Annotated in this window: 18 protein-coding genes; 12 read left to right on the plus strand and 6 right to left on the minus strand. The window is 41.6% G+C overall.

Features of this window, described 5'->3' with window-relative positions; all coding sequences use genetic code 11:
* The first annotated feature begins 23 nt into the window (after positions 1-23).
* Positions 24-512 (plus strand): leucine-rich repeat domain-containing protein, encoded by a 489-nt coding sequence (locus AC3E9F_RS04240; RefSeq protein ID WP_223299868.1) that lies wholly within the window; start codon positions 24-26, stop codon positions 510-512.
* Positions 513-746: 234 nt separating this feature from the next.
* Here the strand turns inward: AC3E9F_RS04240 and AC3E9F_RS04245 are convergent, their stop codons facing one another.
* From AC3E9F_RS04245 to adhP, 4 genes are all read right to left on the minus strand, one after another.
* Positions 747-1,658, minus strand: coding sequence for a PTS system mannose/fructose/sorbose family transporter subunit IID (locus AC3E9F_RS04245; RefSeq protein WP_045763029.1), 912 nt, complete (start codon positions 1,656-1,658; stop codon positions 747-749).
* A gap of 14 nt (positions 1,659-1,672) precedes the next feature.
* Positions 1,673-2,485 (minus strand): PTS mannose/fructose/sorbose transporter subunit IIC, encoded by an 813-nt coding sequence (locus AC3E9F_RS04250; RefSeq protein WP_373115108.1) that lies wholly within the window; start codon positions 2,483-2,485, stop codon positions 1,673-1,675.
* Between the two features lie 29 nt (positions 2,486-2,514).
* Positions 2,515-3,504 carry a PTS sugar transporter subunit IIB gene (locus tag AC3E9F_RS04255; protein WP_490672842.1) on the minus strand — a complete coding sequence of 330 codons (990 nt, stop codon included), beginning with the start codon at positions 3,502-3,504 and terminating at the stop codon, positions 2,515-2,517.
* A gap of 426 nt (positions 3,505-3,930) precedes the next feature.
* On the minus strand, positions 3,931-4,950 hold the full coding sequence (gene adhP, locus AC3E9F_RS04260; protein ID WP_490672843.1) for an alcohol dehydrogenase AdhP: 1,020 nt from the start codon (positions 4,948-4,950) through the stop codon (positions 3,931-3,933).
* A gap of 371 nt (positions 4,951-5,321) precedes the next feature.
* Here adhP and AC3E9F_RS04265 point away from each other — a divergent pair, with 371 nt between their 5' ends.
* The 8 genes from AC3E9F_RS04265 to AC3E9F_RS04300 all read left to right on the plus strand — a co-directional run bounded on the left by AC3E9F_RS04265 (position 5,322) and on the right by AC3E9F_RS04300 (position 13,393).
* Positions 5,322-6,599: a glutamate-cysteine ligase family protein gene (locus tag AC3E9F_RS04265; protein ID WP_490672844.1), complete on the plus strand. Its 1,278-nt coding sequence runs from the start codon at positions 5,322-5,324 to the stop codon at positions 6,597-6,599.
* A gap of 74 nt (positions 6,600-6,673) precedes the next feature.
* Positions 6,674-8,158, plus strand: a complete 1,485-nt coding sequence (gene thrC, locus AC3E9F_RS04270) for a threonine synthase (protein ID WP_490672845.1) — start codon at positions 6,674-6,676, stop codon at positions 8,156-8,158.
* A gap of 60 nt (positions 8,159-8,218) precedes the next feature.
* A complete protein-coding gene (locus AC3E9F_RS04275) occupies positions 8,219-9,499 on the plus strand; it encodes an MATE family efflux transporter (RefSeq protein WP_490672846.1) in 1,281 nt (426 codons plus the stop codon).
* 3 nt (positions 9,500-9,502) lie between these two features.
* Positions 9,503-10,117, plus strand: coding sequence for an HAD family hydrolase (locus AC3E9F_RS04280; RefSeq protein WP_303943278.1), 615 nt, complete (start codon positions 9,503-9,505; stop codon positions 10,115-10,117).
* 176 nt (positions 10,118-10,293) lie between these two features.
* Positions 10,294-11,421 (plus strand): LysM peptidoglycan-binding domain-containing protein, encoded by a 1,128-nt coding sequence (locus tag AC3E9F_RS04285; protein ID WP_490672847.1) that lies wholly within the window; start codon positions 10,294-10,296, stop codon positions 11,419-11,421.
* Positions 11,422-11,571: 150 nt separating this feature from the next.
* Positions 11,572-12,435 (plus strand): DUF2262 domain-containing protein, encoded by an 864-nt coding sequence (locus AC3E9F_RS04290; protein WP_049495246.1) that lies wholly within the window; start codon positions 11,572-11,574, stop codon positions 12,433-12,435.
* A 159-nt stretch (positions 12,436-12,594) separates the two neighbouring features.
* Positions 12,595-13,020 carry a MarR family winged helix-turn-helix transcriptional regulator gene (locus tag AC3E9F_RS04295; RefSeq protein WP_263394329.1) on the plus strand — a complete coding sequence of 142 codons (426 nt, stop codon included), beginning with the start codon at positions 12,595-12,597 and terminating at the stop codon, positions 13,018-13,020.
* Between the two features lie 10 nt (positions 13,021-13,030).
* Entirely contained in the window at positions 13,031-13,393 is a 363-nt protein-coding gene (locus tag AC3E9F_RS04300) for a DUF1304 domain-containing protein (protein ID WP_263394330.1), read from the plus strand.
* Positions 13,394-13,440: 47 nt separating this feature from the next.
* Here the strand turns inward: AC3E9F_RS04300 and AC3E9F_RS04305 are convergent, their stop codons facing one another.
* Positions 13,441-14,298 (minus strand): DUF975 family protein, encoded by an 858-nt coding sequence (locus tag AC3E9F_RS04305; protein ID WP_490672848.1) that lies wholly within the window; start codon positions 14,296-14,298, stop codon positions 13,441-13,443.
* A 116-nt stretch (positions 14,299-14,414) separates the two neighbouring features.
* Between AC3E9F_RS04305 and tgt the strand changes: the two genes are divergently transcribed.
* The 3 genes from tgt (at position 14,415) to AC3E9F_RS04320 (ending at position 17,967) form a co-directional block, all read left to right on the plus strand.
* Complete coding sequence (tgt, locus tag AC3E9F_RS04310) at positions 14,415-15,557, plus strand: tRNA guanosine(34) transglycosylase Tgt (RefSeq protein ID WP_263394332.1); 1,143 nt, start codon at positions 14,415-14,417, stop codon at positions 15,555-15,557.
* 133 nt (positions 15,558-15,690) lie between these two features.
* On the plus strand, positions 15,691-17,508 hold the full coding sequence (locus AC3E9F_RS04315) for an acyltransferase family protein (RefSeq protein WP_263394333.1): 1,818 nt from the start codon (positions 15,691-15,693) through the stop codon (positions 17,506-17,508).
* A gap of 117 nt (positions 17,509-17,625) precedes the next feature.
* Complete coding sequence (locus AC3E9F_RS04320) at positions 17,626-17,967, plus strand: metal-sulfur cluster assembly factor (protein ID WP_263394334.1); 342 nt, start codon at positions 17,626-17,628, stop codon at positions 17,965-17,967.
* Between the two features lie 55 nt (positions 17,968-18,022).
* Here AC3E9F_RS04320 and ilvD read toward each other — a convergent pair whose 3' ends face one another.
* A complete protein-coding gene (ilvD, locus tag AC3E9F_RS04325; RefSeq protein ID WP_490672849.1) occupies positions 18,023-19,726 on the minus strand; it encodes a dihydroxy-acid dehydratase in 1,704 nt (567 codons plus the stop codon).
* Positions 19,727-19,734 lie beyond the last annotated feature (8 nt).

Below are 19,734 nucleotides of genomic sequence, written 5' to 3' on the forward strand. Positions count from 1 at the left end.
TCAATATATTAACATGCGTATATTTGTGGGAAGAAGGTTATGTCATCTATAGTTGTACTTCTGACGATAAGGTTGTTCGTGTACCAAAGGAAATTAAAGGTAAACCTGTTATCGCAATTGGAGAACGTGGTCTTGCGAACTTGAAACATTGTGAGGCAATCGTTTTACCAGATACAGTACGATATATTGGAAAAGGTGCGTTTACGATTGACAATAAGTTAAAGTATGTCCACTTTGGTAAGTCAATAGAAACAGTAGAAGATGATGTTTTCAACTCTGACAGTTCATTAGAATCAGTTGTATTCCCAGAAGGAACAAAGAGTATTGGAACATTAGTATTCTGGGGGACATCATCAATTAAATCTATTACAATTCCAGCAAGTGTAACAGAAATTACAGAATACTTCTATTTTGTGGATAACTGTAACCCAGATGTAGAAATCCATACACCTAAGGGATCAAAGGCAGAAGAAGTAGCTAAAGCAATGCAACTTAAAGTAGTAAATGACTAAAGGGGAATAGTACGAACAAAAAATTACTATCAGGCTTAGGGACTGACCCCAAAAAGTGAGAATTTAATAAAAACACCCTAGGGCTACCGTCTTCGGTATCCAACCGGAGACAGGTAGTCCAATTTTTGTTGGATTCTTTTTTCATTAGGTTCTTCATCAACACTATTTGACAAAGAGCCAAAAGAATCAGGTGATAAACCTGATTCTTTTTTTGTTTGTAAATTCTCACCGAGATTACATGATACCGAAGAAACGAGCTGCGATACCAACTACAAAGAGGGCAAGAATGATTGTGATTGGAGATACTTTTTTCTTAAGCAACCACATGCAAAGGAAAGTAAGGAGAAGTCCCATCAATCCTGGGATCAATGAGTTCAACTGTCCTTGAAGGGTTTGTGGTTGAACGCTATCCAAGCTCAATCCGCTAAGTGCTTGGCCGAGGATTCCCTTCAATTCTCCACCTGTAACAGGACCTTCTGGGAAGACGATGTAGGCACCTTCTGACAATTGTTTACCTGGAAGGTTGATAGTGAAGTTGATTGATACCCAACGTTGTACAAGAACGGCAAGGATGAACATACCAAGGATAGAAGCTCCTTTAGTGATGTCTTTCAAGATACCACCTGACATATCTTTAGTGATTTCAGATCCAGCCTTGTAACCAAACTCTTGTGTATACCATAGGAAAGACATACGGATTGCATTCCATCCAAAGAAGAAGAGAAGTGGACCAACGATGTTACCAGTTGCAGCAAGTGATGCACCAAGGGCACCAAGGATAGGACGAACTGTAAACCAGAAGACTGGGTCACCGATACCAGCAAGAGGTCCCATCATACCGATCTTAACACCTTGGATAGCAGCGTCATCGATTTCAGTACCGTTTGCGCGTTCTTCTTCAAGTGCAAGAGTAACCCCCATGATTGGGGCAGCTACGTATGGGTGAGTGTTGAAGAACTCGAGGTGACGCTCAAGAGCAGCAGCTTGGTCTTCTTTTTTAGTGTAAAGTTTCTTGATAGCTGGGATCAAAGAGTAAGCCCAACCCAAGTTTTGCATACGTTCGTAGTTCCAAGAACCTTGAAGGAATTGTGAACGCCACCAAACTTTTTGGCGATCTGATTTTGATAATTGAATTTTTTCAGCCATGATTGTTCCCCTTTCTAGTAGTCTTCTAGGATATCACCGATTGGATCGTTAGAAGTTGCAGCTCCTCCTCCGCCGTTTCCACCTTGTTTAGAAAGGTTGAGGTAGATGAAGGCAAGGGCAACACCGATGACACCAAGGGCAATCAAAGTCAATTGAGAGATTGCTGCAAGAGCAAAACCGATAGCGAAGAATGGCCATACTTCACGAGTAGCCATCATGTTGATAACCAATGCGTAACCAACGGCAACGACCATAGCACCACCGACAGCCATACCACCTTTAAGCCATTCTGGCATAAGGTTCAATACGCTTTGAACGGCTTCAGTTGGCATTGCAAGCAAGAGTGCAGCTGGGATAGCAATACGTAGACCTTGAAGAGCGAGGGCAAAGTAGTGAGCGCGTTCAACAGCTGTAATGTTTCCTTCTTTAGCAGCAGCGTCAGCAGTGTGAACCAAACCAACTGAGATTGTACGAACAATCATAGTCAAGAAAAGTCCAGCTACGGCAAGAGGTATTGCAGTAGCAGTTGCGACTGCGATACCTTCAGTAGTAAAGTTACCACCTTTAATCATGATGATTGCAGCGGCAACAGAGGCAAGGGCAGCGTCAGGAGCTACGGCAGCTCCGATGTTAGCCCAACCAAGGGCGATCATTTGAAGTGATCCACCAAGCATAACCCCTGCTTCGAGGTTACCAGTTACAAGACCGATAAGGGTACATGCTACGATTGGTTGATGGAATTGGAATTGGTCGAGGATACCTTCAAGACCTGCGAAGAAGGCAACAACTACAACCAAGATAGCAGAAATGATTGAAATATCTGACATGGTTTTATTCCTTTTCTATTTAATGTAAATTATTGAACGTTAGCTTTGTTAATCAAGTCAAACAAATCTTTTTTCGTGTCGTTTGGTACTTTACGTACGTCAAATTCAACACCAAGGTCACGCATTTTTTCAAATGTAGCAACGTCGTCTTTGTCCATTGACAATACGTTGTTGACCATTGTTTTACCAGTTGAGTGAGCCATAGATCCAACGTTAAGAGTCTTGATTGGCACACCGCCTTCGATGGCACGAAGGGCATCTTGTGGTGTTTCAAACAAGATAAGGGCATGTGTTTCACCAAAACGAGGGTCTTTTGCAACCTCAATCAATTTTTTGATTGGCACAACGTTAGCTTTTACTCCGTTAGGAGCAGCTTGTTTGATCAACTCTTTACGCAATTCGTCGTTTGCAACGTTATCTGAAGCAACGATGATACGGTCTGCTTTTGAATCTGGTGTCCAAGCAGTTGCGACTTGTCCGTGAAGGAGACGTGTGTCAAGACGTGCAAGGTTGATTTTCAATTTACCGTCTCCGATAACAGTTCCTTCTGGAATAGCAGCTTGGGCAACTGGAGCAGCTGCAGCAGTTGCAACTTCCTCAGCTGGGTTTAGCTCTTCTGGAAGAGCCTTGATGCCATCCTTGGATTCTTTAATGATGTTTGCAGCAACTTTAGCCACTCCGGCATTAGCGTCCATCAGGCGTTCGGTGTAGGCTTGGATTAACATCGGCAAGTTAAGTCCTGTGATGATGGCAAATTTACGCTCAGGATTTTCTCCCATTATGCGGCTAGCTTGGTTAAATGGAGAACCACTCCAAAGGTCAGCCAAGACTAGAACCTCATCTTCTGCGTCAAATGCAGCCACAGCATTGTTGAATTTTGCGTATAAATCATCTGGACCTTCGTTTGGCATAAAGGTTACAACTTGAACCTTTTCTTGTTCACCAAAGATCATAGATCCTGACTGATGAATACCCGCGGCAAATTCACCGTGACTCGCAATAATGATTCCGATACTCATTATTGTCATTCCTCCTTATAAAATGTTTGACTTGTAGTTTAAGAAAACTTTAAGTATAAACCGTTTTCAGCAAAAAATCAACTACTTATAATAAATCCTAAAAAGCAGCGTAACAAACCTGTCATTCCAAACATTGATATATCAATATCTTTAGATAAGATTTTGAAGGTAAGTATGGGAAATTTAATATAAAAAAGTCATAGTACAGAAATCGACGAAGCAAATCGGTATCTTATTTCTAGCCCTATACTTCAACCGTTGGATGCTTAAAGAATGTGGATAGTAAAATGACGTTTTGTCAATAGTGTTCTTGAGCGTAAAAAAAAAAGAACTTTAAGTTCAATAAATTGCTATATCAAAATTTTATTGCTAAAAAACGAGGTGGGGTCTTTTGTCCCTACCTCGTTTTGGAATTTATTATCTATCTTAATGAGTAAAGTCTAGAACCATGCGACCTTGGATGGTACCAGCAGCCATTTCATCAAAGACAGCAATGGCATCTTCGACAGGCCGTTTTTGAACAACTGGAACAACGAGACCTTCAGCACCAAATTGGAAAGCTTCTTCCAAATCTTTACGTGTACCAACAAGGGAACCGATGACCTGAATACCGTCAAGAACTGTTTTGACGATGCTAAGGTCCATCATTTCAGATGGGAGACCGACAGCTACTACACGACCGCCTGCACGAACAGAGTCAACTGCTTGGTTGAAGGCAACTTTTGATACAGCTGTTACGACAGCTGAGTGAGCACCACCGTTTGTTTTTTCCTTGATAAGGCCTGGAACATCTTCGACTTCAAGACCATTAATCACGATATCAGCACCGACTTCTTTAGCTAGAGCAAGTTTATCGTTGTTAATATCTACTGCGATAACGTGAGCGTTGAATACTTTTTTAGCGTATTGAACAGCTAAGTTACCAAGTCCTCCAGCACCATAGAGTACAACCCATTGGCCTGGCTCAACTTTTGCTTCTTTGATAGCCTTGTAGGTAGTAACACCGGCACAAGTGATTGAAGAAGCTTGGGCTGGATCGAGACCTTCTGGAACTTTAACAGCATAATCTGCAGTTACGATACATTGTTCTGCCATACCACCATCAACTGAGTAGCCAGCATTTTTAACTGTACGGCAAAGAGTCTCACGCCCAGTTGTACAATATTCACACATACCACAGCCTTCAAAGAACCAAGCTACGCTGACACGGTCACCAACTTTTAGACTCTTAACATCAGGAGCGATTTCTTTTACGATACCGATCCCTTCGTGACCGAGAATACGTCCTGGAACTTTTCCAAAGTCACCATGGGCAACGTGGAGGTCTGTATGGCAAACACCACAGTACTCAACTTCAACAAGTGCTTCCCCAGTTTCGAGCGGACGGAGCACTTTTTCTTCAATAGCAACACCAGTGCTTTCTGGATTTACAACAACAGCTTTCATAGCTATCCTCCTTGATTAGTAGTTGAGGTGCAGAGGAAAAGGGGCTTGCCTTAAATCATGATTCAAGTGAAGTCAAATTTGAACTGCCCTCTTTTTTTGTTTATATGTGAATTATATCACTATATTTAATATAATGCAAGGAGATTTATGCAAAAATATATGAAATCGCTTAACTGGTTGATGATACTGTGAAATTTGCACAATAATATCTAACGTATTCATGTAAAATTTCATATAAAGAGGAACTTATTTGGTCTCAAATATAGGGAGTGAGCTTACAAACAGATTTTCTAAGATTCATCTCTAGGAGTTTTTGGTATAATAGAGAGTAATTTATTTTCTAGTATAAGAAGTTAGAGTGAGAGGTATGTATGTCCCCTTCAATTCAGTTATTAAAAGACCGCTATTTAAAAAATATCAAAGATAATCCAGATCTCTACATCGGTATTGAGTTGGAGTTTCCTATCGTCCATACGAAAGGCCAACCTACAGATATTGAAGTCAGCAAGGACTTGATGCATTTTTTGGTCGATGCTCTCAGTCTGGAAGTCGAAAAGGTAGACCAGGAGGGCAATCCGATTCAACTTGTAGAACCGTTGAGTCAAGATCGGATTTTGTTTGAAGTTTCTTATACAACCTTGGAATTTGCCTTTGGCAGAGCCCAGACTATCCAAGAGGTTGAAGGACGTTTTGAGGCCTATATGAAGGTAATCCAAGAAAAATTAGGAGAAAAGGACCATGCTATCCAGGGTTGGGGGATTCACCCGAACTGGGATCAAAATGACAATCGACCTGTGGCCTATCCACGCTACCAGATGCTGATGGATTATCTGCATATGGGAAGTCGTCAAGAAAGAGCTGATTTGCATGATTTTCCGCAATATGGAGCTTTTATCTGTGGGAGTCAAGTTCAGTTGGATGTTTCAACATCTAACTACCTGCGTGTTATCAATGCTTTCACCCAGATTGAGGCAGCCAAAGCTTACCTGTTTGCCAATTCTGAGTTTTCTGGAGCAGACTGGGACACCAAGATTTCACGAGATATTTTTTGGGAAGAATCTATGCATGGGATTTATCCAGAAAATGTTGGTGTCAATGCAAAACTATTTCAAAATGAGGATGATTTCTTTGATTATCTAGACCGCTCTGCAATTTTTACAGCAGAACGTGATGGGGAAACTTACTATTTTTCTCCGATTCGGGCTAGAGATTATTTGGATACTGATGACATTCCTGCCTATACTCTGAATGGCAAAGAAATTCTTCTTGTTCCTCAAGAGAAGGATTTTCAAACGCACCGTAGCTATCAATTTCAGGACTTAACAACACGAGGGACGGTTGAATTTCGTAGTGTTTGTACGCAACCGCTGGACCGCACCTTTGCTTCAGCAGCCTTTCATCTAGGTTTGTTGGTGAATCTAGACAAGTTTGAAACTTACCTAGAAACAGCACCTTTCTTTGAGAGATTTGGACGTGACTACAAGTCTTTGAGAAGACAGTTTTCTAAGAAAAAACTCACAAATGAGGAAAAAACTGGTATTGTCCAGTTCTCTAAAGACTTACTAGCGATAGCAGAGCAAGGACTTGAGGTGAGAGGTCAGAGTGAAATGGCTTATTTAGAGCCTTTGAAAGAAGAATTGGACGTATAATTTTCTCATAACGGAAGAATTTTCTGAAAAATCATGATATAATGGATGAGACTATAGATAAAGGATAGAGATTTATGACATTAGTTTATCAATCAACGCGTGATGCGAAAAATACAGTAACAGCCAGCCAGGCGATTTTGCAAGGTTTGGCTACAGATGGAGGCTTGTTTACTCCAGTGAGCTATCCAAAGGTGGACTTGGATTTTGACACATTAAAAGACGCTTCTTACCAAGAAGTAGCTAAGCTTGTCTTGTCAGCTTTCTTGGATGACTTTACAGCAGAAGAGTTGGACTACTGTATCACCAACGCCTATGACAGCAAGTTTGATACACCAGCAATTGCCCCTCTTGTCAAACTTGATGGCCAATACAACTTGGAACTTTTCCATGGTTCAACCATTGCCTTCAAGGATATGGCCCTGTCCATCTTGCCATACTTTATGACAACAGCTGCTAAGAAACACGGTTTGGAAAACAAGATTGTCATCTTGACAGCAACATCTGGAGATACTGGGAAAGCTGCTATGGCAGGTTTTGCAGATGTTCCAGGTACTGAAATTATCGTCTTTTATCCAAAAGACGGTGTCAGCAAGGTGCAAGAGTTGCAAATGACCACTCAAACAGGGGACAATACTCATGTTATAGCCATCGATGGAAACTTTGACGATGCTCAAACCAACGTTAAGCACATGTTCAACGATGTAGAACTTCGTGAAAAATTGGCTGCTAACAAGCTCCAGTTCTCATCTGCTAACTCTATGAATATCGGTCGTTTGGTACCACAGATTGTCTATTATGTGTATGCCTACGCTCAGCTTGTTAAAACTGGTGAGATTAAGGCTGGTGACAAGGTTAACTTCACCGTACCGACAGGAAACTTTGGGAATATCTTGGCTGCCTTTTATGCCAAGCAAATCGGTCTACCAGTTGGTAAATTGATCTGTGCTTCAAATGACAACAATGTTTTGACAGACTTCTTCAAAACTCGTGTTTATGACAAGAAGCGTGAGTTTAAGGTAACCACTAGCCCATCTATGGATATCTTGGTCTCTTCAAACTTGGAGCGCTTGATTTTCCACCTTTTAGGTAATGATGCGGTTAAGACAGCTGAACTCATGAATGCTTTGAATAACCAAGGTCAGTATGAATTGACAGATTTTGATGCAGAGATTCTGGATCTCTTTGCAGCAGAGTATGCGACTGAAGCGGAAACAGCAGCAGAAATCAAGCGTGTTTATCAAACAGATGCCTACATTGAGGATCCACATACAGCGGTTGCCTCAGCTGTTTATAAAAAACACCAAGCTGCTACAGGTGATGTGACTAAGACCGTGATTGCATCAACTGCTAGTCCATACAAGTTCCCAGTGGTTGCAGTAGAAGCTGTAACTGGGCAATCAGGTTTGAGCGATTTTGAAGCCTTGGCTCAACTACATGAAATTTCAGGAGTAGCAGTGCCACCTGCAGTTGATGGCGTCGAAACAGCTCCCGTTCGTCACAAGACAACGGTTGCGGCGGCAGAGATGCAGACTGCAGTAGAAACTTATCTAGGACTTTAAAAGAGAGGAAGTAAACTCGGTTGGGAAACTAACTGAGTTTCTTTTCATCAGGAGGAAGGATTGTTTAAGAAAAATAAGGATATTCTCAACGTTGCTCTGCCAGCCATGGGTGAAAATTTCTTGCAGATGCTCATGGGGATGGTAGATAGCTACTTGGTGGCACACTTGGGTTTGATCGCTATTTCGGGTGTGTCTATAGCTGGAAATATTATCACTATTTATCAGGCTATTTTTATTGCCTTGGGAGCAGCAATTTCTAGTGTCATTTCCAAAAGTTTGGGGCAGAAGAACCAATCTAGGCTAGCCTACCACGTAACAGAAGCACTCAAGATCACTCTGCTACTGAGTTTAATTTTAGGGGCCTTATCCATCTTTGCAGGTCAAGAGATGATCGGTCTTTTGGGGACAGAAGCGTCTGTAGCTGAGAGTGGTGGACTTTACCTATCATTGGTGGGTGGTTCAATTGTTCTCTTGGGCTTGATGACTAGTTTGGGGGCTTTGATTCGCGCTACCCACAATCCTCGACTGCCGCTATATGTTAGTTTTTTATCCAATGCTTTAAATATCCTTTTCTCAAGTGTTGCCATTTTTATTTTTGATATGGGAATAGCTGGGGTAGCCTGGGGAACCATCCTATCTCGTTTGGTTGGGGTTGTGATTTTATGGTCACAATTAAAACTTCCATATACGAGGCCAAGGTTTGGACTGGACAAAGACTTGCTGACCTTAGCTTTACCTGCAGCGGGAGAGCGTCTCATGATGCGAGCTGGAGATGTGGTTATTATTGCCCTAGTTGTTTCCTTTGGGACAGAGGCTGTCGCGGGAAACGCGATTGGTGAAGTCTTGACTCAATTTAACTACATGCCTGCTTTTGGTGTCGCTACGGCAACAGTTATGCAGGTGGCACGAGCAGTAGGGGAGAATGATTGGGCAAGGGTGGACAAGCTCAGTAGGCAAACTTTTTGGCTATCCCTCTTTCTCATGTTGCCCTTGACGCTTAGTATCTATGCTCTCGGAACACCACTAAGTTACCTCTACACCAGTGATTCTGCGGCTATTAAAGCTAGTGTTTTAGTGACGCTGTTCTCTCTACTAGGGACTCCTATGACGACGGGGACAGTCATTTATACAGCTGTCTGGCAGGGTTTGGGAAATGCCCGCCTTCCCTTTTATGCAACAAGTATCGGGATGTGGTGTATCCGTATCGGAACAGGTTACTTGATGGGAATTGTTCTTGGTTGGGGCTTGCCTGGTATTTGGGCAGGGACTCTTTTGGATAATAGTTTCCGTTGGATTTTCCTATGTTATCGTTACCAAGTTTATATGATATCGAAAGGATAAGAAATGCAAGAAACAGCTTTTATTTGGGATTTGGATGGAACCTTGTTGGATTCTTATGAAGCCATCTTAGCAGGGATTGAAGAAACCTATCGTCGGTTTTCTCTTCCTTATAACAAGAAAGAAGTTCGAGCTTTTATCTTGAAATATTCTGTCCAGGATTTATTGGAGCAAGTGGCAAAAGAACGAGGACTAGATGTAGGGCTTCTCAATCAAGTTCGAGCTCGGAGTTTGTCCGAAAAGAATGCCCAAGTCGTCTTGATGTCAGGTGCACGTGAGGTTCTAGCTTGGGCAGATCAGCGAGGAATTCAGCAATTTGTCTATACTCATAAAGGAGAAAATGCCTTTACCATTTTACGTGCTCTAGGATTGGATTCTTATTTTACAGAAATCTTGACTAGCCAGAGCGGATTTGCCCGCAAACCAAGTCCAGAAGCAGCCACCTACCTTATCAATAAATACCATTTAAACCCAGATCGCACCTATTATATAGGCGACAGAACCTTGGATATCGAATTTGCTCAAAACAGTGGCATCCAGAGTATCAATTTCCTTGCCTCTCCCGCAGCTTGTAATCAACAGATAGAGCAATTAGAAGATATTAGCTCGCTTTCTTTCTAGAGTATTTTAGGAAGAATGTGTCAGCTTGATGACAAGAAACTAACAAACTATTTCAAGTAATGTGATTTGTTACAACGAATGTACAGTTCTGTTAAATAGCCCCAAAAGGGCTTTTTTTCTTTTTTCTTTATGTTATGATAGACAGGTACTACATTTGAAGAAGGAGTTTGAATAGTATGAAGAAAAGAATTATTTTAGCATCAACGGTAGCTTTATCAATTGCCCCTGCCTTGGCAGCTCAAGCAGAGGAAGTTGCATGGTCACCACGTACAGTTGAGCAAATTCAAAACGATGTTGCTAAAAGTGAGAATAAAACAAGTTATACAATTAAGTATGGAGATACCTTAAGCACGATTGCGGAAGCTTTGGGAGTTGACTTAAATGTCCTTGCTAACTTGAACAAGATTACGAATATTGACTTGATTTTCCCAGATACTGTATTGACTACAATCGTTAATGAACAAGAAGAAGTAACAGGTGTTGAGGTATACACACCTGAAGAAGTAGGTTCTGATGTAGCAAGTGCAACAGCAGATTTGAAAAAGAACCAAGTAATCGTAGATGACCAAACTGTAAAAGTTGAAGATTTAACTCAACCAGTTGAAGAAACAGAAGTTGTAGCAGAAACAACAGATTCACAAGCTAATGAAGAAGCTGTAACAGAAACTGCAGCACCAGCTGTAGAAGCTACTACCGAAGTAGCAACACCAGTAGCAGAGCCTGTAGCAGAAGCAACAACAGAAGCTACTACTGAGGCTGCAGCACCAGTAACAGAAACACCTGTAGTGGAAGAAACAACCACAACAGTTGCTGAAGCAACTACGGAAGCAACAACAGAAGCTGTAACAGAAGTACAATCAGCACCATCAACTTACCAAGCTGAAGCAAGCCAAGGTGCATCAACAACTTATGCAGCACCAGCAGCACCTGATTATGCAAGTATCGCAGCTACGAAATCAGAAAATGCAGGTCTTCAACCACAAACGGCTGCCTTTAAAGAAGAAGTTGCGAACTTGTTTGGTATTACATCATTTAGCGGCTACCGTCCTGGTGATAGTGGAGACCACGGAAAAGGTCTTGCCATTGACTTTATGGTTCCAGTAAGCTCAGCTCTCGGAGACCAAATTGCGGATTATGCTATCCAAAATATGGCTAGCCGTGGCATCAGCTACATCATCTGGAAACAACGTTTCTACGCACCGTACGATAGCAAATACGGACCAGCCTACACTTGGAATCCAATGCCAGATCGTGGTAGCGTCACAGAAAACCACTATGACCACGTTCACGTATCTATGAACTAAGAATAATGAGAAGTTGGGAACTGATTCAGTTTCCACTTCTTTTTTGTAAAAATAGTATTTATAAGTGAAATAAAATCTAAAACATGATAAAATGTAAGCGGATACAAAATAATACTAGGGCATTAAAATCAGAGAGAAAGGATGATAAAGATGACAAACCGATTAAAAACTCCATTTGAGAAAACAAGAGATGATTTTGAACAGGAATTTTGCGGAGAAATTGTTGAGCTCTTGATTTTTACCTTCCAAAATGTAAGTGGAGCAATCTCCTTAAAAGATGGATGCAAGGTACCGTCAGTAAATTTTAAAGCTAGTGTCAATGCCGCAACCCAGGAATTCTCTGAACGTGAAGGACGTTTGGAATGGCTCCTGACTCCAGAAGAATTTGAAGAAAAGCGATGGGGATTTAGTTTTGAACCCTACAAAATTCATCGGATCAAATGTCAAAAACGCCCCTTTATGGAGCTAGAGCCATATATGTCGGAAGTAGCTAACAACTGCTATCGTTTGCTGGAATATTTAGATGACCAATCCACAGATGCTAGATTAGAGACCTTGATTGAAGCTTACCAAAAACCAGTCATCATTCAAGACGATATTGGTGAATTCACCTTAAATAGAGCCTATTCTTGGTTTGAAGGCTTCATCACTTATGAGGGCGGTAAGATTCATGCTATCTTTGTTGCGGATGCAGATGAAAGTCTTCCTCCAAGTTCTTTCGATGATCTAAAGAAATTTATGGAAACCTTCCAAGTCCAAGATGCTCGGATTAAAGACTATATTGTCAAAGAACTGTGGGAAGCAGCTCAAGACTGGATAGATTCGGATGAAAATGATGTGGAGTTAACAGAAGAGTATTTCACCAACTCTCTTTCCTTGAGTGAACTATCGATCAACGAAGATGGGGAATTGACCCTCTACTATGATGATAGCGAGGAAATTTTTGCAGGCCATGCCATTGAAGTCGTCATTGATAAAGAGGGAGAAATCCTTCGAGCAGATTTGGTAGGTTAGTGCTAGGTTTTATCTAGAATATAAAAAAACATAGCCTTTTGGGATTAAAACCAAGAGGCTATTTTTTCGGAGTGAGCAAAATAGTTGCATTTTTAATCTGCTTGTATTATACTTGATAAGTCAATAGTTGACAAATCAAATGTTAACAAGGGAATAGAAATGTCAGAAATCAATGAATTACTGTACCAGCTCCATTTAACAGATCAGACCATCACTCAACTTTTTGAGAAACAATTGGGAATTAGTTTGACCCGCTATCAAATCCTGCAGTTTTTACTGCAAAAATCACCATGTAACCAAATTGCCGTTCAGGAGAAATTACAAATCGATCAGGCGGCCTTGACTCGTCATTTTAAGATACTGGAGTCAGAAGGCTATGTCAAACGTAATCGTAATCCTATTAATCAGCGAGAAGTCCTAGTTGAATTAACCCAAGAAGCTAAGAATCAACTCTTGGTCAATCCGCCTAAACATCACTTGAAAGTGAAGGAGCAGATGGAGAACATCTTATCGACTGGTGAGCAGCAGGAGCTGATAACTTTACTGACTAAACTAGTGTCAGGCTTAGAAAAAATAGAATTTTAAGGAGAAAACCATGTCACTCATTACGACTATTTTAGCAACGATTGTTGCTCTCGAACATTTTTATATCTTTTATTTGGAGAGTATGGTAACTCAATCAGACGCAACCAGCCGAGTCTTTAATATGGAAAAGGCAGAGTTGACTCGACCCTCAGTCACCTCACTGTTTAAAAACCAAGGGATTTATAATGCCTTGATAGGGGTATTTCTTATCTATGGGATTTATTTCTCACATAGCTTAGAAATCGTAACAATCTTTGTTTTATTTGTCATAGGAGCAGCGACTTATGGTGCTTTAACAGCAGACAAAAAAATCATTCTAAAGCAAGGTGGTCCAGCGATCATAACTCTTTTGAGTATCCTCTTATTAAAATAAAAACAACCAGCACTTTCTATGAAGGTGCTGGTTTTTAATAACTGATCTTAAACTTTTCTACGTTTGATTTCAAGTAGTCTCTGATAGAAGAAGATTTGGCTACTATAGATATAAGGGAAGATAGAGATACTTGCGATTCCAAAGCTAATCCAGATAAGGATATACCAAGGAAGTAGCTGTAAATCAAGGACAAAGCGTTGGAATTTATAGCCTTTCATGAGAAAGCGGCTGGTATGCAGCACGCGACTCGGTTTGGCAATTCCGATTGCAAGGGTATCGCATAGGAGTAGTTCAACTTGGGAATAGGCATAATATTGTGGCAGATAGATAATGGTTCCCAAAATCATGATTAGGATGCTACCAAAGAAGTAGAGTGCAAAAGTAAGTAGGAAGTGTTCGATATCTGGATTTGTCACGTCGACAGATGGAAATTCGGGATGAAGTTCCACAAATTTACGAGCCATTGCACTGCTATAAAAGAGCAAGTAGACTCCAAAAAGATTAGGGATGCTCCATAAAAAGAGATAGAAACGCTTGAGTAAGAGAGTTAGAAAAGTCTGGGTAAAGAAGCGATTATCAAGTAAGGACAAGCTATCTTTAAAGGAAAGCTCTATCTCAGAAATTCTGTAAAGATTAATCGTAGTAAAGAGAGCACCAGCTAGGATGATGGAACTTGTAAATCCAACAGCTATTGGAAAGAGAGCAGACTGAATCGTGGTCCCTAGAAAGTTCAAGAAGGACTGTTCAAGAATGCCTTCATCAAGTAGGGATAAAGGTCTAATAAAGCTAGAAAGAATCAAGAGGATACTTGGCAATAAGAAGACAAGCAACAAGCGAGGGTGCTCGGCTTGAAATTGTCTAGCCTGTAGGTTAACTTCTTTTAAATTAATTTTTGGGTACTTCATTCTTTCATTATACCATAGTTCGTGACAGTTCCTGTTTTTTTTGATAGAATCATACAGTATGCCACTGGGCACAAAGTAAGAACTGGGACTGTCTTTCCCAGCTTCGGAGGTAAAAAATGTCAGATTCGCCAATCAAATATCGATTGATAAAAAAAGAAAAACACACAGGAGCTCGTTTGGGTGAGATTATCACACCCCATGGAACCTTCCCGACGCCTATGTTTATGCCAGTAGGGACTCAGGCAACGGTCAAGACTCAGTCGCCAGAAGAATTGAAAGAGATGGGTTCAGGGATTATCCTATCCAACACCTATCACTTGTGGCTTCGCCCTGGGGATGAACTCATTGCCCGTGCTGGAGGTCTTCACAAGTTCATGAATTGGGACCAACCAATCTTGACAGATAGCGGTGGCTTCCAAGTGTATTCTCTAGCGGATAGCCGTAATATTACAGAAGAAGGGGTGACCTTCAAGAACCACCTCAACGGTTCTAAGATGTTTCTTTCACCTGAAAAGGCCATCTCTATCCAAAATAATCTAGGTTCAGACATCATGATGTCCTTTGATGAGTGCCCTCAATTTTATCAACCCTATGATTATGTAAAAAAATCAATCGAACGCACCAGCCGTTGGGCAGAGCGTGGCTTGAAAGCTCATCGTCGCCCACATGACCAAGGTTTGTTTGGGATTGTACAAGGGGCTGGATTTGAAGATCTTCGCCGCCAATCAGCTCATGACCTTGTAAGTATGGACTTCCCAGGATATTCTATCGGTGGTTTGGCAGTAGGTGAAACTCATGAAGAAATGAACGCAGTCTTGGACTTTACGACCCAGCTGCTTCCTGAAAATAAACCTCGTTACTTGATGGGAGTAGGAGCGCCAGATAGCTTGATTGATGGTGTTATCCGTGGTGTCGATATGTTTGACTGTGTCTTGCCGACTCGTATCGCTCGTAATGGGACTTGTATGACCAGTCAAGGTCGTTTGGTAGTCAAGAATGCCCAGTTTGCGGAGGACTTTACACCACTTGACCCAGAGTGTGATTGCTACACATGTAAGAACTATACTCGTGCTTACCTTCGCCACTTGCTCAAGGCAGATGAAACCTTTGGTATCCGCTTGACAAGTTACCATAATCTCTACTTCTTGCTCAATCTCATGAAGCAGGTTCGCCAGGCTATCATGGATGATAATCTCTTGGGATTTCGTGAACATTTTGTTGAAAAATATGGTTATAACAAGTCAGGGCGTAATTTCTAAATGTAGCTTGCTATCCACTATAAATCCTAAGTTTTATCTTAGGATTTTTCTGTTTTTTTTGATAAAATAAAGGTACTATGAATGAAAGTTAGATGCCTTTTTTGCCAATCTAACGAATGGAGAATAAACTCGTATGCGTATTAAATGGTTTTCCTTAATTAGGATTACAGGCTTGCTTTTGGTACTCTTGTACCATTTTTTTCAGACGCTTTTCCCAGGAGGTTTCTTTGGGGTTGACGTCTTCTTCACATTTTCAGGTTTTTTAATTACTTCACTATTATTAGAAGAATTTGGACAAAAAGGTAAGATTGATGTCCTAGGATTTTTTAGACGACGCTTCTATCGAATTTTTCCGCCGGTTGTTTTGATGGTCCTCGTCGTTATGCCCTTCACGTTCTTGGTTCGTCAGGATTATGTGGCAGGAATCGGCGGTCAAATTGCCGGTGTTCTTGGATTTATGACTAACTTCTATGAAATGTTGACAGGAGGAAGTTATGAATCTCAGTTTATCCCTCACCTCTTTGTTCACAACTGGAGCTTAGCTGTTGAAGTTCATTACTATATCTTGTGGGGCTTAGCAGTCTGGTTCTTGTCCAAACGAGCAAAAACAAGTGGACAACTACGAGGAATGATTTTCCTACTTTCCTCAGCAACCTTTATGATTAGCTTCCTTTCTATGTTTATTGGTAGCTTTATCGTTAGTTCCTACTCAACACTCTACTTCTCAACTTTGACTCATGTATTTCCGTTCTTCTTAGGAAGTGTGCTTGCGACCCTAGTAGGTGTTCGCCATGTAACGCCTCTTCTCAAACGCTTGAATAGAAGCTTGGATTTGAGACAAACCTTGCTAGTCTTCGGGGCTGGTCTAGGAGTCTTGCTCTTATTGACTTTCTTTGTGAAATTCACTTATCTCTTTGCCTATTTACTTGGCTTCTTGTTAGCAAGTTTAGCTGCGCTTCTGATGATTGTTGCAGCACGACTGTTACATGAGAAAACTCCGACAATCGAAGAACCAAAGGTTATCGGTTTTTTAGCAGACACTAGTTATGCCGTCTATCTTTTCCACTGGCCGTTTTATATTATTTTCTCGCAATTGGTGGGAAATATACCGGCAGTGATTCTAACGACCATCTTTTCTTATCTCTTTGCTACCCTTTCTTTCTATGTGATCGAACCTTTCATTGCAGGGAAATCCAGCAAACTCTTGCGGATGGCAGAAGAAATTCCTCACATCAAACCAATCTTTGCTAGTAGTGTTGGAGTTCTTAGTTTGATTACCTTGGTTGTGGTTTTGATAGCTCCGCAAGTAGGTGCCTTTGAAACAGATTTGATGGTTACTGGTCTCAATCAAGCCCAAACTAATATTACTCGAACAAAAACTATGGCCGATCAAGCAGAAGCAAGTCGATACAATATAGCTGATGGTGTATCCATCATCGGAGACTCTGTAACCTTGCGTGCTTCAGCTGGACTTAAGGAGCTCTTGCCAGATGCTCAGATTGATGGCCAAGTCAGTCGAAATACCAAGCAAGCAAATGCATTGATGCTGAATTACAGTCAGAATAAAGCCTTGCCTAAAATTGTAGTCATCGCGACTGGTGTCAATAACCCTGAAAATTATAAGGAAGATCTTGATCTACTGATAACAAATCTACCTAAGGGACATCAGCTTGTTCTTGTAACTCCATACGAGGGTGACACAACGCAGGAAACGCAACCTTACGTAGAACAGTATGCAAGCTATGCGCGTGAATTGGCACAAAAATATCCATATATTGCACTTGCAGATTGGAATCAAGTAGCCAAAGATCATCCAGATATTTGGAAAGGGACAGACCAAGTTCACTTTGGTAGTGATACTACTAAGCAGGATGAAGGCGCTAAACTTTATGCAGAAACTATTAATAATGCCGTTAAAGCTCTGGCAGACAAACCTGTCAAATCAAAATAATCAATGAAAAGTAGAGATTCTATCTCTACTTTTTTGCTTTAAACAGGATTGGGAAAAACTTGCCAAATTGTCAGAATTATGAGAAAATAGGAACAGTCAAAAAATGGAGGGAATACAATGAGAGAAGACATCCAGATTAATGACCGAGCTCTAGCATTGGAAGACCAGATCATTGAAGTGCTCGAAAAAGTTTATGATACAGATGTAGAGCTAGATGTATACAATCTTGGACTGATTTATGAGATTCATTTAGATGAGGCTGGCCTTTGTACAGTTGTCATGACCTTCACCGATACTGCATGTGACTGCGCAGAAAGTCTGCCAATCGAGATAGTTGCAGGTTTGAAACAAATTGATGGCATTGAGGATGTTAAGGTCAAGGTTACTTGGTCTCCAGCCTGGAAGATTACACGTATTAGTCGTTATGGACGTATAGCTCTGGGATTACCTCCACGATAGTTATCTATTTTGAAATTACAAAAAAGCAAGCCATTTAGGCTTGCTTTTTATTTGCTTATTTTTTACCAGACTGTTCCATATTCCAGAAGTCTGTAACAGCACCACGTGATGCAGAAGATACGGTGTGGGCGTACTTACCGAGGACACCACGACTATAGAGTGGTGGTAAGGTTGTTTCTGCCTTACGTTTTTCAAGTTCTTCATCAGATACAGCCATGGAAATTTCTTTAGTATCTTGGTCAACTGTGACGATATCACCTGTGCGGAGGTAGGCAATTGGTCCACCGTCCTGAGCTTCAGGTGCGATATGTCCGACAACTAGACCATAAGTTCCACCAGAGAAGCGTCCGTCAGTCAAGAGGGCCACCTTGTCTCCTTGGCCTTTACCGACGATCATAGAAGAAAGTGATAGCATCTCAGGCATACCAGGACCACCCTTAGGTCCGACGAAACGAACAACGACAACATCGCCATCAACGATTTCATCTGACAAGACAGCTTGGATAGCATCTTCTTCAGAGTCAAATACCTTAGCTGGACCAACGTGGTGACGAACTTTAACACCGGATACCTTGGCAACTGCACCGTCAGGAGCAAGATTCCCGTTCAAGATGATAAGCGGACCGTCCGCACGTTTAGGATTTTCAAGTGGCATAATGACTTTTTGCCCTGGTGTCAAATCTGCAAAGTCAGCTAAGTTTTCAGCGACAGTTTTACCAGTACATGTGATACGGTCTCCGTGAAGGAATCCATTTGCCAACAAGTACTTCATAACTGCAGGCACACCACCAACTTCGTAGAGGTCTTGGAAGACATACTGACCAGAAGGTTTCAGGTCGGCCAAGTGAGGCACACGCTCTTGGATGGTATTGAAGTCCTCAAGTGACAAGTCAACATTAGCCGCATGGGCAATGGCGAGCAAGTGAAGAGTGGCGTTAGTAGAACCACCGAGAGCCATGGTAACAGTAATAGCATCTTCAAAGGCTTCACGAATCAAGATATCAGACGGTTTGATACCGAGTTCAAGCATTTTGACGACAGCACGTCCAGCTGCTTCGATGTCTTCTTTCTTATCAGCAGATTCTGCAGGGTGAGAAGAAGATCCTGGCAAACTCATACCCAAAACTTCGATAGCAGTAGCCATGGTATTGGCAGTATACATACCACCGCAACCACCAGGGCCAGGGCAGGCGTTACACTCGAGACGTTTGACGTCCTCAGCCGTCATATCGCCGTGGTTCCATTTTCCGATACCTTCAAATACAGAAACCAAGTCGATGTCTTTGCCATCTAGTTTTCCAGGGGCGATAGTACCACCGTAGGCGAAAATGGCCGGGATATCCATATTGGCAATGGCAATCATAGAACCAGGCATGTTCTTGTCACAACCACCGATAGCGACGAAGGCATCCACGTTGTGACCGCCCATGGCAGCTTCGATAGAATCCGCGATGATATCACGTGACGTTAGGGAGAAACGCATACCAGGCGTTCCCATAGCAATCCCATCAGCTACCGTAATGGTTCCAAATTGTACAGGCCAAGCACCAGCTGATTTGACACCTTCTTTTGCAAGCTTACCAAAGTCATGCAAGTGAATATTACATGGAGTGTTTTCTGCCCAGGTTGAAATGACCCCTACAATCGGTGTTTCAAAGTCTTTATCAGTCATACCAGTCGCACGCATCATGGCACGGTTTGGTGATTTTACCATGCTATCATAGATACTGCTACGGTGACGTTTATCTAATTCTGTCATTCAAGTTC

Source organism: Streptococcus sp. SCPM-O-B-15277 (M60) (assembly GCF_058200335.1).

Coding starts and splice junctions, on each gene's coding strand:
- AC3E9F_RS04305 (WP_490672848.1), bottom strand. CDS start 14,298: ATGAAGTACCCAAAAATTAATTTAAAAGAAGTTAACCTACAGGCTAGA.
- thrC (WP_490672845.1), top strand. CDS start 6,674: ATGACATTAGTTTATCAATCAACGCGTGATGCGAAAAATACAGTAACA.
- AC3E9F_RS04290 (WP_049495246.1), top strand. CDS start 11,572: ATGACAAACCGATTAAAAACTCCATTTGAGAAAACAAGAGATGATTTT.
- AC3E9F_RS04265 (WP_490672844.1), top strand. CDS start 5,322: ATGTCCCCTTCAATTCAGTTATTAAAAGACCGCTATTTAAAAAATATC.
- AC3E9F_RS04245 (WP_045763029.1), bottom strand. CDS start 1,658: ATGGCTGAAAAAATTCAATTATCAAAATCAGATCGCCAAAAAGTTTGG.
- AC3E9F_RS04300 (WP_263394330.1), top strand. CDS start 13,031: ATGTCACTCATTACGACTATTTTAGCAACGATTGTTGCTCTCGAACAT.
- AC3E9F_RS04295 (WP_263394329.1), top strand. CDS start 12,595: ATGTCAGAAATCAATGAATTACTGTACCAGCTCCATTTAACAGATCAG.
- AC3E9F_RS04250 (WP_373115108.1), bottom strand. CDS start 2,485: ATGTCAGATATTTCAATCATTTCTGCTATCTTGGTTGTAGTTGTTGCC.
- AC3E9F_RS04280 (WP_303943278.1), top strand. CDS start 9,503: ATGCAAGAAACAGCTTTTATTTGGGATTTGGATGGAACCTTGTTGGAT.
- AC3E9F_RS04320 (WP_263394334.1), top strand. CDS start 17,626: ATGAGAGAAGACATCCAGATTAATGACCGAGCTCTAGCATTGGAAGAC.
- ilvD (WP_490672849.1), bottom strand. CDS start 19,726: ATGACAGAATTAGATAAACGTCACCGTAGCAGTATCTATGATAGCATG.
- AC3E9F_RS04285 (WP_490672847.1), top strand. CDS start 10,294: ATGAAGAAAAGAATTATTTTAGCATCAACGGTAGCTTTATCAATTGCC.
- AC3E9F_RS04315 (WP_263394333.1), top strand. CDS start 15,691: ATGCGTATTAAATGGTTTTCCTTAATTAGGATTACAGGCTTGCTTTTG.
- AC3E9F_RS04255 (WP_490672842.1), bottom strand. CDS start 3,504: ATGAGTATCGGAATCATTATTGCGAGTCACGGTGAATTTGCCGCGGGT.
- adhP (WP_490672843.1), bottom strand. CDS start 4,950: ATGAAAGCTGTTGTTGTAAATCCAGAAAGCACTGGTGTTGCTATTGAA.
- tgt (WP_263394332.1), top strand. CDS start 14,415: ATGTCAGATTCGCCAATCAAATATCGATTGATAAAAAAAGAAAAACAC.